Genomic DNA, 13,275 nt, shown 5'->3' with positions numbered 1-13,275 from the left:
ATTGTCAGGTTAATGATGTATGTCAACCCGGTTTTGTTTTGTTCGAACCTGGTTATAATTTTATTGTAACAACTATAGGATTACTAGGGTTTCAGGCGATAATAATATTTATTGCGTTTATAAATGTATTGCTGATATATCAATACGCAAAATATTTTGACCACGGGTGCTTTGTTGTAATATCCATTATGTGTTTGTTTATGTGGAGTATTTACATAGAGGCTATTAGGCAAGCGCTTGCAATGTCCATTGTAATGTATTCGGTCCGAAAATTAATTTGCCGGGAGTTAAAGAAATATATACTTTTAATTTTACTGGCTTCTACCTTTCATATAACAGCCTTGATTGCACTGTTGTTTTTGATACCTGTATACTCTGGCAAGCTAAATAAAATATTAAGTTACGGATTGTTGAGTGTAAGTTGCCTTTTTTTCTTTTTTTCAAACAGTATATTAAATTTTGCGCTCGGGGTTTTACCGGTTGGCTCAATAGCAAGTCAAAAACTGAATTTCTATTTGAGTTCAGACCAATACAAGCCTATGTTATCGATAGGTTCCGGTTCTGCATTAGATGTCATAATGTTAGTTCTTATTGGTTTTAGTTTTTATAAAGTTAAAAGAAATTTATTATCAAAACATACTAATTTAAACAATATAATATTGCTTGGGTGTTGCCTGTATATTGCTTTTGCTATTTTTATTGGAAAAATGATGCCTGTAATGACACGAATAGGCTGGTATGGTTTCCCTTATGTATTAATATTGCTATACATTCATGTTGGAGAGTCTTTTTACTATAAAAAAGTATTAACGGCAAGAAAAGTTAACTTTAGCAAGCTTTTTATATACGCTTACTTTGCATTGCAAATTATTCGACCATTTACCTATGAACACAGCTATTATAACATTATGCATCAACAAACTATTTTCCAAAATTACGACACTATGGATGATGTTTCTCTACGAATAGCAGCGAAAGATAAATGCTTAATTTTGACAAACATGGGTTACAATTATTTATGTAGTATTTAATTTACTTTAACGTGTGACTTATTATCGTAGGCATAACATCATAAAAAATTAATGTATATACAGCAGGTAATCAATGATTAACAATGAACATCGATACATGGTAGTAAGCGCAACCGCATTGGCTTCAGGTGGTGCGCTTACAATACTCCGTCAGTTTGTATCGCATGCATCTAAAGATAATAATAAATATCTCATCTTTGTTCCCCAGGGATTGCACTTACCAAAATATGATAATATTATTTATATAGAAAATGAGCGTAAGGGATGGTTTAAGCGAATATATTGGGACTGGTTTGGTTGTAAGTCTTTTTTGAAAAAGAAATGCATTAATGTTAAGAAAGTTATTAGTTTGCAAAATTCATCTTTGAATGTGCCATATGAACAAATTATTTATTTGCATCAACCAATACCTTTTTCTGAAATACATTCTTTTTTTAAAAACCTTTCAGTTGATAATTTTAAACTATTTTTATACAAAACTTTCTACTCTTTTTTTATATTTAAATTTGTTAGTAAATCAACGATTTTTGTTGTGCAAACTGATTGGATGAAAACAGGCGTATTAAAGCGTTGTAACAAGCTTTCTCCTGAACAAATCGAGATTATAAAACCCGATATTAAAGCCTTTACCTCCTCAGTCGAGTTGGATGGTTTTATCAAAGAAGAAAATACGCTATTATATCCGGCAACGCCGTTAAGTTATAAAAATCATATGATAATTCTTAAGGCGCTTAGCTTGCTAAAGAAATCATATAATCGGTATGATATAAAATTTAAAGTGACCTTCAATAAGGGTTTATATAAAAATTTTGATGATTACATTGCTCGTAATGCACTGGAAGAAAATGTTGAGTATTTAGGCGTATTATCTTATCAAGATTTACAAAAGATATATGAAAAAGCTACAATAATCGTTTTTCCAAGCTATATCGAATCATATGGACTTCCACTGATCGAGGCTGCCTCTTTAGGTAAAAAGATAATATGTAGTGATTTACCTTATTCCAGAGATGTTCTTTCAGGATACGAAGGGGCGATTTTTGTGGACTATAACAGTGAAATAGATTGGGCTCAAGAGATTCATACTGCATTGCAACAGGGTTCTGATTATCATTATAAGAAGTTTGAAAATGATAGTCGTTCATCGTGGCCTCAATTTTTTGAGTTACTTAAATAGGGTTATTATATGTTTAAAAATAAGGTGTTGTTGATAACTGGTGGTACAGGTTCTTTTGGTAATGCTGTGCTTGACCGTTTTTTAGAAACAGATATACGCGAAATTCGTATTTTTTCTCGTGATGAGAAAAAACAAGATGACATGCGTAAAAAATATAATAATCCGAAACTGAAGTTTTATATAGGAGATGTGCGAGACTACTCAAGTGTGCTTAACGCATCGAGAGGAGTTGATTATATTTATCACGCAGCAGCATTGAAGCAAGTTCCTTCCTGTGAATTCCATCCTTTGGAAGCAGTTAAAACTAATGTGTTAGGCACAGAAAATGTCCTTGAAGCGGCGATCGCAAACGAAGTCAAGCGTATTGTATGTCTAAGTACTGATAAAGCAGTTTACCCAATAAATGCTATGGGTATTTCGAAAGCTATGATGGAAAAAGTCATGGTTGCAAAATCACGTAATGTTAATAGCGAAAAAACGGTGATTTGTGGTACTCGCTATGGAAACGTAATGGCATCTCGGGGTTCAGTGATTCCGCTTTTTGTTGATTTAATTAAAGCGGGTAAAGCGCTTACAATTACCGATCCAAACATGACTCGCTTTATGATGACACTTGAGGATGCAGTAGATTTAGTGCTTTATGCTTTTGAACATGGCAATAATGGCGATATTTTTGTACAAAAAGCACCCGCTGCAACCATAGATACTTTGGCTATAGCTCTAAAACAACTCTTAAATGCTGAAAGCCATCCTGTGAATGTGATTGGGACTCGTCACGGAGAAAAATTGTACGAAGCATTACTTAGCCGTGAAGAAATGATCGCAGCGATTGATATGGGTGATTATTATCGAGTACCACCTGATTTACGCGACCTTAATTATGGCAAATATGTTGAGCAAGGCGATCGTCGAATTTCTGAAATTGAAGATTATAACTCTCATAACACAACTCGACTGGATGTTGAGGGCATGAAAACACTGCTCCTTAAACTTCCTTTTATTAGAGCATTACGTGCTGGCGAGCAATACGAATTGGATTCCTAATATGAAGATTCTTATCACCGGAGCTGAGGGCTTCATTGGCCGTAACTTATGTTTACGGCTTCAAGAGGCTGGTTATACTCAATTAATTAAAATTGGTCGTAATTCAACCGCAGAAGACCTTGAAGATGCAGTAAAAAACGCAGATTTTGTTTATCATCTTGCAGGGATAAATAGACCACTGCAAAATGGTGAGTTTATTGAAGGTAACTCCAATTTTACAGCCAAGTTAGTTGAATTGTTAATTGCTAACGGCAAAAGAATTCCACTAATGATCAGCTCCTCAATCCAGGCTGAATTAGATAATCCATATGGTCTGAGTAAAGCATCGTCAGAAAAACATGTTGAACGTTATGCATCGCTTAGCGGTGCATCATATTATATATATCGTTTTCCTAATGTTTTTGGCAAATGGTGTAAACCAAACTACAACTCTTTTGTCGCTACTTTTTGCTACAATTTAGCTCGCGGTCTGGATATTACCGTCAATGATCCCTCTGCCGCAGTTAATCTCGTTTACATTGATGATGTTTGTAGCGAAGCGTTAGAACTTCTTAAAGGTAAATCCGAGAGTGGATATAAAAGTATTAACCCCATTTATTCTACAACAGTAGGTGAAGTTGCTGAACTACTCAAGCGCTTTAAAGCAAGTCGTTCAACATTAGTTACTGAAAATGTAGGTACGGGTTTCATTCGCGCATTATACTCGACTTGGTTGAGTTATTTACCCGTTGAAGAGTTTTCATATTCTATTCCCTCTTACGGGGACGCTCGCGGCATCTTTTGTGAAATGTTAAAGACGCCATCTGCGGGTCAGTTTTCATTTTTTACGGCCCATCCTGGAATTACACGTGGGGGCCATTATCACCACTCAAAAAATGAAAAATTTTTAGTGATTCGTGGGCGTGCGTGTTTCAAATTCGAGCATGTAATTACCGGGGAACGTTATGAGATTAACGTTTCATCAGAGAAGTTTGAAATTGTTGAGACGGTACCTGGTTGGACCCATGATATTACTAATATTGGTGGTGATGAATTAATAGTTATGCTTTGGGCAAATGAAATTTTTAATCGTGATTTGCCAGATACAATTGCGAGACCGCTATAATGAAAAAATTAAAAGTTATGTCTGTTGTTGGAACGCGTCCGGAAATTATTCGGTTGTCACGTGTGTTAGCTAAGCTTGATATTCACTGTGAGCATATTCTTGTTCATACAGGTCAGAACTATGATTATGAGTTGAATGAAGTATTTTTCAAGGATCTTGGTGTTAGAAAACCTGATTATTTCTTAAATGCTGCAGGGAAGAACGCGGCGGAAACAATTGGTCAGGTTATTATAAAAGTTGATGAAGTTTTGGAATCTGAAAAACCAGAGGCAATGTTAGTTCTGGGTGATACAAATTCATGCATTTCAGCGATTCCCGCTAAGCGGCGTAAAGTACCTATTTTCCATATGGAAGCGGGCAACCGCTGTTTCGACCAACGTGTTCCGGAAGAAACTAACCGACGAATCGTGGATCATACTGCTGATATCAATATGACCTACAGTGATATTGCTCGTGAATACCTCCTGGCTGAGGGCATTCCGGCCGACAGAATCATCAAAACCGGCAGTCCAATGTTTGAAGTGCTTTCATACTATATGCCTCAAATTGATAGTTCGGATGTGTTATCCCGCTTGAATCTTAGTCCCGAAGAGTTCTTCGTTGTAAGTGCACATAGAGAAGAAAACGTGGATTCTCCGAAGCAACTAATCAAGCTGGCGGAAATTTTAAACACCATTGCTGAAAAGTATAATTTGCCAGTCATAGTTTCCACTCACCCTCGTACACGAAACCGAATAAATGAACAAGGAATTCAATTCCATTCAAACATTCATTTGCTTAAGCCTTTAGGTTTCCATGATTACAATCAACTTCAGAAAAATGCACGAGCTGTATTGTCTGATAGTGGAACTATCACGGAAGAGTCTTCAATTATGAATTTCCCTGCTATTAATATTCGGGAAGCTCATGAGCGTCCAGAGGGTTTTGAAGAAGCATCCGTTATGATGGTAGGCCTGGAATGCGAACGTGTACTTCAGGCACTGGATATCCTTGCAACACAGCCTCGTGGGCAAACACGACTTTTACGGCAGGTGAGCGATTACAGTATGCCAAATGTTTCTGATAAAGTTGTAAGGATTATTCACTCTTATACAGATTACGTCAAAAGAGTCGTCTGGAAAGAATATTAATGAAACTAGCTTTAATCATAGATGATTATCTACCCAATAGTACGCGTGTTGGTGCAAAAATGTTTCATGAGTTGGCCCAGGAGTTTATGCAACGTGGACATGATGTAACAGTTATTACACCTGACACCACCTTGCAAAAAGAGGCCTCATTTGACATCTTTCAGGGAGTAAAAACATGGCGCTTTAAAAGTGGACCACTTAAGGATGTTTCGAAAACTCAGCGTGCTATCAATGAAACACTTTTGTCCTTTAGAGGTTGGAGTGCGATCAAAAGTCAGATACACAAAGACACTTTTGATGGTGTAGTTTATTATTCGCCTTCCATTTTTTGGGGAGGCTTAGTGAAAAGAATAAAATCTCGCTGTAAATGTCCTGCCTATCTTATTTTGAGGGATATGTTTCCTCAGTGGGTCATTGATGCTGGCATGCTCAAAGAAGGCTCTTTAATTGAACGTTATTTTCGCTTCTTCGAAAAATACTCCTATCAGCAGGCAAACCGAATTGGGTTAATGTCTGATAAAAACCTTGACGTTTTTAGAGTTTCAAATAAAAGTTATCCATGTGAGGTATTACGAAATTGGGCATCACTCACGCCTGCTGTAATTCCTCAGGGATATGTTTCCGTACGAAAACGGCTTGGTATTGAGAATAAGGTTATTTTTTTCTATGGCGGAAATATTGGTCACGCGCAGGATATGGCCAATCTAATGCGTTTGGTTCGGCGTATGGCTGACCATACCCAGGCGCATTTCTTGTTCGTTGGTCAAGGTGATGTAGTTGAACTAATTAACGAATTAGCTAGCGAGTGGTCTTTAACAAACTTCACATATATGCCTTCTGTAGATCAGGAAGAGTTTAAAAATATTCTTTCGGAAGTTGATGTTGGCCTGTTTTCGCTTTCAGCTTGTCATTCCTCGCATAATTTCCCTGGCAAGTTATTGGGCTATATGGTACAGGCCTTGCCTATATTAGGAAGCGTTAATGCTGGTAATGATTTACTCGAAATTGTAAATCAAAATCATGCCGGTTTCATTCACATCAATGGTGAGGATGACAAACTTTATCAGTCAGCATTACTAATGCTTAATGATATCAATATGCGTCATGAGCTTGGACAAGGAGCTAATCAATTATTGAAGGCGCAGTTTTCTGTCGAATCTGCGGCACAGACGATTGAAATGAGGCTGGAGGCATATAATGCGACTAATTGATAATGACCAACTCGAAGATTTATATAAACAAGCTGAGGAATCAGCGCGCCTGCGTTCTCACCTTTTGATGCACGATTCGCATCAGGATAAAGTACAGCGGTTGTTAATTGCTTTAGTTAAAGGCAGCTTTGTAGAACCCCACTATCATGAACTTTCTCATCAATGGGAAATGTTTGTTGTCATGCAAGGCGAAATACAGGTCTGTTTACACAGCGATAGTGGCGAAGTTATCAAAGAATTTACGGCTGGTGATAGTAGCGGCGTAAAAATCGTGGAATTCTCTCCTGGTGACATACATAGTGTAAAATGTTTGTCTTCCCGAGCGCTCATGATGGAAGTGAAAGAGGGGCCATTTGATCCTTCTTTTGCAAAAGCATTTGTTCGATAGCTTCCTGAAAAGCATCTTCCGCTATCTCCAGACCTTGATCCTGAGTTAACATCTAAGCCACATTTCAAGCCGCGCATAAGTCGCGGTGACCACACCTGACAGGAGTATGTAATGTCCAAGCAACAGATCGGCGTTGTCGGTATGGCAGTGATGGGGCGCAACCTGGCGCTCAACATCGAAAGCCGTGGTTATACCGTCTCCGTTTTCAACCGCTCCCGTGATAAGACCGAAGAAGTGATTGCTGAGAATCCAGGCAAGAAACTGGTTCCTTTCTATACGGTGAAAGAGTTCGTTGAGTCTCTGGAAACGCCTCGTCGTATCCTGTTAATGGTGAAAGCGGGCGCTGGTACCGATGCAGCTATCGATTCCCTGAAGCCTTACCTCGAAAAAGGTGACATCATTATTGATGGCGGTAACACCTTCTTCCAGGACACCATTCGTCGTAACCGTGAGCTGTCTGCTGAAGGCTTCAACTTCATCGGTACCGGGGTTTCCGGTGGTGAAGAGGGCGCCCTCAAAGGCCCATCTATTATGCCTGGCGGCCAGAAAGATGCGTACGAACTGGTTGCGCCTATTCTGACCAAAATCGCAGCCGTGGCTGAAGATGGTGAGCCTTGCGTAACCTATATCGGTGCGGACGGTGCAGGTCACTATGTGAAAATGGTGCACAACGGCATCGAATACGGCGACATGCAGCTGATTGCTGAAGCTTATTCCCTGCTGAAAGGCGGTCTGAACCTCTCTAATGAAGAGCTGGCTGAAACCTTTACCGAGTGGAATAAAGGTGAGCTGAACAGCTACCTGATCGACATCACCAAAGATATCTTCACGAAAAAAGATGAAGAGGGTAAATACCTGGTTGATGTGATTCTGGATGAAGCTGCGAATAAAGGTACCGGTAAATGGACCAGCCAGAGCTCTCTGGATCTGGGCGAACCGCTGTCTCTGATCACCGAATCCGTCTTCGCGCGTTACATCTCTTCCCTGAAAGAGCAGCGTGTTGCGGCGTCTAAAGTGCTGTCTGGCCCACAGGCCAAACCAGCAGGTGATAAAGCCGAATTCGTTGAAAAAGTGCGTCGTGCCCTGTATCTGGGTAAAATCGTTTCTTACGCGCAGGGCTTCTCTCAGCTGCGTGCGGCGTCAGACGAGAACAACTGGGATCTGAACTACGGTGAAATCGCGAAGATCTTCCGTGCGGGTTGCATCATTCGTGCGCAGTTCCTGCAGAAAATCACCGATGCCTATGCTGAAAACGCCGGTATCGCCAACCTGCTGCTGGCACCGTACTTCAAGAAAATTGCGGACGAATACCAGCAGGCGCTGCGTGACGTGGTTGCCTACGCTGTTCAGAACGGTATCCCGGTTCCGACCTTCTCGGCTGCAGTCGCCTACTACGACAGCTACCGTGCGGCCGTTCTGCCTGCTAACCTGATTCAGGCACAGCGTGACTACTTTGGTGCGCATACTTACAAACGCACCGATAAAGAAGGCGTGTTCCATACCGAATGGATGGAATAAGTTAACTTACTCGCTGTAATCAAAACCCGGAGCCTGTCTCCGGGTTTTTTTATGCAAAAAATGTCGCCTGTTATTCGAAGTAGTCTGAATCTCGTCCCGCTCGTAGTGATTACTCCTGGTTTGCCTTGACAGTTCAGTTTGCCAGGAGGTACAAAGCCCAACAGTTATGTTTATCGCGATGGTCAGGCGGCCATCAGTACAGTTAACTCACAGAAGTCATTAGCGAATGAAAATAACAATCTCCGGAACAGGGTATGTCGGTCTTTCTAACGGCATTCTGATTGCCCAGAATCATGAAGTGGTTGCGCTGGATATCGTGCAGGCCAAAGTGGATATGCTCAATCAGAAAAAATCGCCGATTGTGGATAAAGAAATCCAGGACTACCTCAGCAATAAACCGCTGAATTTCCGCGCCACGACAGATAAAGAAGATGCATACCGCGATGCGGATTACGTCATTATTGCGACGCCTACTGACTACGATCCTAAAACAAACTACTTCAACACCTCAACTGTAGAAGCGGTGATTAAAGACGTTATCGCGATCAACCCTGATGCGGTAATGGTCATTAAATCGACCATTCCTGTCGGTTTTACCAAATCCATTAAAGAAAAATTCGGTATTGATAATATCTTCTTCTCGCCGGAATTCCTGCGTGAGGGGAGAGCGCTTTACGATAACCTGCATCCTTCGCGTATCGTTATTGGCGAACGTTCTGAGCGCGCTGAACGCTTTGCTGCTCTGCTTCAGGAAGGCGCAGTGAAGAAAGATATTCAGGTGTTGTTTACCGACTCCACTGAGGCTGAGGCGATTAAGCTCTTCGCGAATACCTACCTGGCAATGCGAGTAGCTTATTTTAATGAGCTCGACAGCTACGCAGAAAGTCTTGGCCTGAATACCCGCCAGATTATTGAAGGGGTGTGTCTCGACCCTCGCATTGGCAACCACTACAACAACCCGTCATTTGGCTACGGCGGCTATTGCCTGCCAAAAGACACTAAGCAACTGCTGGCAAACTATCAGGCTGTACCGAATAACCTCATTTCGGCGATTGTTGACGCTAACCGTACTCGTAAAGATTTCATTTCCGATTCCATCCTTGCGCGTCAACCGAAAGTTGTTGGTGTGTACCGTCTGATCATGAAGAGTGGCTCCGATAACTTCCGCGCCTCTTCCATTCAGGGGATCATGAAGCGCATTAAGGCGAAAGGGGTTGAGGTTGTTATCTATGAGCCTGCCATGCCGGACGATCAGTTCTTCAATTCCCGGGTGATCCGCGATCTGGATGCCTTTAAGAAAGAAGCCGACGTCATCATTTCAAACCGCATGGCGGAAGAGCTGGCTGATGTAGCGGATAAGGTTTATACCCGCGATCTGTTTGGTAGCGACTGATTCTCTGCTTTATCCTGTAAAAAAACCCGGCTGAATTGCCGGGTTTTTTATTTTCAGACCTTGTAGAAATCGCGATACCAGTCAACGAAGTTCTTTACTCCATCTTTGACTGAGGTTTGCGGTTTAAAACCAATCACGTCATACAGTGCTTTAGTGTCTGCGCTGGTTTCCAGTACGTCGCCTGGCTGGAGAGGGAGCATGTTTTTCTCGGCTTTTTTACCCAGCGCGTCTTCCAGGGCGGTGATGTAATCCATTAGTTCCACTGGCGAACTGTTACCGATGTTATAAACCCGGTAAGGCGCAGAGCTGGTTGCCGGGGAGCCGGTCTCAACGGTCCAGTTTGCATCTGCCTGAGGAATAACATTCTGCAGACGAATAATTGCTTCAGCGATGTCATCAATATACGTGAAGTCGCGCTTCATCTTACCGTAGTTATAGACATCGATGCTTTTGCCCTCAATCATCGCCTTTGTAAACTTAAACAGGGCCATGTCCGGGCGTCCCCACGGACCGTACACGGTAAAGAAGCGCAGGCCGGTGGTCGGCAGATTGTAGAGATGCGAATAGGTATGCGACATCAGTTCATTGGCTTTTTTGGTCGCGGCATAGAGTGAGACCGGGTGATCCACGGAATCGTCAGTGGAGAATGGCATCTTGCGATTGAGGCCATATACGGAGCTGGATGAGGCATACAGAAGATGCTGCACGTTATTATGGCGGCAGCCTTCCAGCACGTTGAGATGGCCGATAAGGTTGGCATCCGCATAGGCGTGCGGATTTTCCAGGGAGTAGCGTACGCCTGCCTGTGCGGCCAGGTGAATGACGCGATCAAATTTCTCACTGGCGAAAAGCGTGGCCATACCTTCGCGGTCAGCTAATTCCAGCTTGTGGAAGGTGAAACTCTCAGATTTTAACAGTTCCAGGCGTGCCAGCTTCAGGTTGACATCGTAGTATTCATTGAGGTTATCGATACCAACAACCTGATGACCGGCCTCAAGGAGGCGTTTGCTGACATTCGCACCGATAAAACCTGCAGCGCCCGTGACCAAAAATTTCATAGCTTCCCTCATAAACCTTTTTCTTACAGATGCCATAGCGCATCACATGGTGTCTATGATAGCGCGAAGGGTCGAAGTTACATAACCCATCTTTCCGATTTAACTCATCGGATTCTTATAGAAAAATCGCCAGTAACAGATAAACTAAGCAGACATCATTCTGTTTGCCCTTTTTCATCTGTTAGGGATTGTATGACACAAAACAACAATAGCCAGGTCAGTCGAAGCAATGACCCTGAGCAAATTGATTTACTTGATTTAATGCTGCAGCTGTGGCGTGGGAAGTGGATGATAGCAACCTTTGTTGTTGTTTTTATCGTCCTGGCAATTGGATATTTATCGGTCGCAAAGGAGAAATGGACCTCCAGTGCGATTATTGCACAGCCTGATGCTGCCCAGATAGCGGCCTATTCAAATGCATTGAACATTCTCTACGGCAGTGCTGCACCCTCAATGCTCGACATTCAAACGCGCGCGATTGGCCGTTTTAATTCTTCGTTCTCGGCATTATCTCAGGCACTTGAGAATCAGGAGGATCCTGAAAAACTGACCATCGCTCCGACCTCGACTGCACAGCCGCTACCGCTAAGTGTTTCATACACCAGTACCTCTGCAGAAGCGGCTCAGAAGCAACTGGCGCAGTACATTCAGCAGGTTGATGAGCAAACTGCGAAAGAACTGGCCGTTGACCTTAAAGACAACATCAAACAGCAGATCAAGACCCTGAATGATTCTCTGCAAAACCAGGAGAAGGTCGCTCAGGAGCAAAAAGATCTGCGTATCAAACAGATTGCAGAGGCACTAAAGAACGCCGAAGCAGCGAAAATTACCTCTCCGCAGCTACAGCAGACACAGGATGTAACTCAAGAGACGTTATTCCTGCTGGGAAGCGAGGGGCTGAAGTCGATGATTGACAATGAAGCTTCTCGTCCCCTGGTCTTCCCAACGGCTTATTACCAGACCAAGCGAAACCTGCTGGATATCCAAAACCTGAACGTAAACCCGGACACCATCCATGTTTATCGTTACGTCATGAAGCCTGATCTGCCAGTCCGTCGCGACAGCCCGAAAAAAGCTGTTATTTTGGTCCTTGCCGTGTTGCTTGGCGCGATGGTCGGTTCTGGCGTCCTGCTTAGCCGCAACGCCTTACGCAACTACAAACCAAAAGCCTGATTTGCAGATAAAAAAACCGGGGATTATCCCCGGTTTTTTTATTTATGACGTTTGCGAAGATTTTCAATCACCGCCGTCAAATCCAGCTCCTGATCCTGCAGCAGAACCAGCAGGTGATACATCAAATCAGACGCTTCATTCGTCAGCTCCTCGCGGTCATGCACGGTCGCGGCCAGCGCCGTCTCAACGCCTTCTTCTCCTACCTTCTGTGCGATACGCTTGGTTCCGCTGGCGTACAGCTTCGCGGTGTAGGAACTTTCAGGATCCGCCGTTTTACGCTCTGCCAGCAGCTGTTCCAGTTGATACAGGAACAACCACCGATGGCTCGTCTCGCCGAAGCAGCTGCTGGTGCCTTTATGGCAGGTAGGGCCTATTGGGTTTGCCAGCACCAGCAGAGTGTCGTTGTCGCAGTCAGGCGCCATGCTGACCACGTTCAGGAAATGACCCGAGGTCTCGCCTTTGGTCCACAGGCGCTGTTTCGTACGCGAGTAGAAGGTCACTTTGCCGCTGTCGATCGTTTTCGCCAGCGCGTCCTGGTTCATATACCCTAGCATCAGCACTTCGCCTGAGATGGCATGCTGGACAACCACCGGCAGTAATCCGTCAGTTTTTTCCCAGTCCAGCTGCGCCTGTTGTTGCTCTGTTAACATACCCTGATCTCCACGCCCTGGTCGGCCAGGTACGTTTTCAACTCACCAATATTAATAATCTGTTTGTGGAACACGGACGCGGCCAGCGCGCCGTCCACGTTCGCATCGCGGAAGGCTTCGAGGAAGTGTTCCATGGTGCCCGCGCCGCCGGAGGCAATCAGCGGAACGTGGCAGACCGCACGGACTTTTTTCAGCTGCTCGAGGTCATACCCGTTACGCACGCCGTCCTGGTTCATCATGTTGAGGACAATCTCGCCCGCGCCACGCTTCTGCACTTCCTGCACCCAGTCGAGCGTTTCCCACTGCGTCACGCGCGTGCGGCTTTCATCCCCGGTGTACTGGTTTACGTGGAACTTGCCCGTTGCGGCGTCATACCAGGTGTCGATCCCAACCACAA

13 protein-coding genes are annotated in these 13,275 nt (G+C 43.4%); 10 read left to right on the top strand and 3 right to left on the bottom strand.

Features of this window, described 5'->3' with window-relative positions:
* The 9 genes from DEO48_RS11875 to ugd form a co-directional block, all read left to right on the top strand.
* Positions 1–1,031 (top strand): EpsG family protein (locus tag DEO48_RS11875; protein WP_258306095.1); only part of this gene is annotated, 1,031 nt, incomplete at its 5' end.
* A gap of 73 nt (positions 1,032–1,104) precedes the next feature.
* A complete protein-coding gene (locus DEO48_RS11870; protein WP_109845269.1) occupies positions 1,105–2,208 on the top strand; it encodes a glycosyltransferase in 1,104 nt (367 codons plus the stop codon).
* A 9-nt stretch (positions 2,209–2,217) separates the two neighbouring features.
* A complete protein-coding gene (fnlA, locus tag DEO48_RS11865; RefSeq protein ID WP_109845268.1) occupies positions 2,218–3,252 on the top strand; it encodes a UDP-N-acetylglucosamine 4,6-dehydratase/5-epimerase in 1,035 nt (344 codons plus the stop codon).
* Position 3,253: 1 nt separating this feature from the next.
* Positions 3,254–4,357 (top strand): capsular polysaccharide biosynthesis protein CapF, encoded by a 1,104-nt coding sequence (locus tag DEO48_RS11860; RefSeq protein ID WP_109845267.1) that lies wholly within the window; start codon positions 3,254–3,256, stop codon positions 4,355–4,357.
* Positions 4,357–5,487: a non-hydrolyzing UDP-N-acetylglucosamine 2-epimerase gene (wecB, locus tag DEO48_RS11855; protein ID WP_109845266.1), complete on the top strand. Its 1,131-nt coding sequence runs from the start codon at positions 4,357–4,359 to the stop codon at positions 5,485–5,487. Before DEO48_RS11860 ends, wecB begins: the two co-directional genes overlap by 1 nt.
* Entirely contained in the window at positions 5,487–6,698 is a 1,212-nt protein-coding gene (locus tag DEO48_RS11850; RefSeq protein WP_109845265.1) for a glycosyltransferase family 4 protein, read from the top strand. The genes wecB and DEO48_RS11850 overlap by 1 nt, the downstream gene beginning before the upstream one ends.
* The gene (locus DEO48_RS11845) at positions 6,685–7,086 is read left to right on the top strand and encodes a WbuC family cupin fold metalloprotein (RefSeq protein ID WP_109845264.1); all 402 of its coding nucleotides are present in this window, start codon (positions 6,685–6,687) and stop codon (positions 7,084–7,086) included. The genes DEO48_RS11850 and DEO48_RS11845 overlap by 14 nt, the downstream gene beginning before the upstream one ends.
* Positions 7,087–7,197: 111 nt before the next feature.
* Positions 7,198–8,604 carry an NADP-dependent phosphogluconate dehydrogenase gene (gene gndA / locus DEO48_RS11840; protein ID WP_024908082.1) on the top strand — a complete coding sequence of 469 codons (1,407 nt, stop codon included), beginning with the start codon at positions 7,198–7,200 and terminating at the stop codon, positions 8,602–8,604.
* Positions 8,605–8,830: 226 nt separating this feature from the next.
* On the top strand, positions 8,831–9,997 hold the full coding sequence (ugd, locus tag DEO48_RS11835; RefSeq protein WP_059347010.1) for a UDP-glucose 6-dehydrogenase: 1,167 nt from the start codon (positions 8,831–8,833) through the stop codon (positions 9,995–9,997).
* 53 nt (positions 9,998–10,050) lie between these two features.
* Here ugd and DEO48_RS11830 read toward each other — a convergent pair whose 3' ends face one another.
* Entirely contained in the window at positions 10,051–11,055 is a 1,005-nt protein-coding gene (locus tag DEO48_RS11830; protein ID WP_063441247.1) for an NAD-dependent epimerase, read from the bottom strand.
* A gap of 192 nt (positions 11,056–11,247) precedes the next feature.
* On the opposite strand from DEO48_RS11830, the gene wzzB reads away from it, so the two are divergent.
* On the top strand, positions 11,248–12,228 hold the full coding sequence (wzzB, locus tag DEO48_RS11825; protein WP_109845263.1) for an LPS O-antigen chain length determinant protein WzzB: 981 nt from the start codon (positions 11,248–11,250) through the stop codon (positions 12,226–12,228).
* 38 nt (positions 12,229–12,266) lie between these two features.
* Here wzzB and hisIE read toward each other — a convergent pair whose 3' ends face one another.
* Together hisIE and DEO48_RS11815 are read right to left on the bottom strand one after the other, a co-directional pair.
* Positions 12,267–12,878, bottom strand: coding sequence for a bifunctional phosphoribosyl-AMP cyclohydrolase/phosphoribosyl-ATP diphosphatase HisIE (gene hisIE, locus DEO48_RS11820; protein WP_109845262.1), 612 nt, complete (start codon positions 12,876–12,878; stop codon positions 12,267–12,269).
* A partial coding sequence (locus DEO48_RS11815) for a HisA/HisF-related TIM barrel protein (protein ID WP_258306094.1) occupies positions 12,872–13,275 on the bottom strand: 404 nt, incomplete at its 5' end. The genes hisIE and DEO48_RS11815, both read right to left, overlap by 7 nt.

The organism is Enterobacter sp. CGMCC 5087 (assembly GCF_003144775.1).
Lineage (GTDB): Bacteria > Pseudomonadota > Gammaproteobacteria > Enterobacterales > Enterobacteriaceae > Enterobacter > Enterobacter cloacae_M.
This window is presented reverse-complemented; position numbering and strand designations above follow the sequence as displayed.

Excerpts from the sequence above, each read along its gene's own strand:
- DEO48_RS11860 (WP_109845267.1), top strand. The coding sequence starts at position 3,254 with ATGAAGATTCTTATCACCGGAGCTGAGGGCTTCATTGGCCGTAACTTA.
- fnlA (WP_109845268.1), top strand. The coding sequence starts at position 2,218 with ATGTTTAAAAATAAGGTGTTGTTGATAACTGGTGGTACAGGTTCTTTT.
- DEO48_RS11850 (WP_109845265.1), top strand. The coding sequence starts at position 5,487 with ATGAAACTAGCTTTAATCATAGATGATTATCTACCCAATAGTACGCGT.
- gndA (WP_024908082.1), top strand. The coding sequence starts at position 7,198 with ATGTCCAAGCAACAGATCGGCGTTGTCGGTATGGCAGTGATGGGGCGC.
- wzzB (WP_109845263.1), top strand. The coding sequence starts at position 11,248 with ATGACACAAAACAACAATAGCCAGGTCAGTCGAAGCAATGACCCTGAG.
- DEO48_RS11870 (WP_109845269.1), top strand. The coding sequence starts at position 1,105 with ATGATTAACAATGAACATCGATACATGGTAGTAAGCGCAACCGCATTG.
- DEO48_RS11830 (WP_063441247.1), bottom strand. The coding sequence starts at position 11,055 with ATGAAATTTTTGGTCACGGGCGCTGCAGGTTTTATCGGTGCGAATGTC.
- hisIE (WP_109845262.1), bottom strand. The coding sequence starts at position 12,878 with ATGTTAACAGAGCAACAACAGGCGCAGCTGGACTGGGAAAAAACTGAC.
- wecB (WP_109845266.1), top strand. The coding sequence starts at position 4,357 with ATGAAAAAATTAAAAGTTATGTCTGTTGTTGGAACGCGTCCGGAAATT.
- DEO48_RS11845 (WP_109845264.1), top strand. The coding sequence starts at position 6,685 with ATGCGACTAATTGATAATGACCAACTCGAAGATTTATATAAACAAGCT.
- ugd (WP_059347010.1), top strand. The coding sequence starts at position 8,831 with ATGAAAATAACAATCTCCGGAACAGGGTATGTCGGTCTTTCTAACGGC.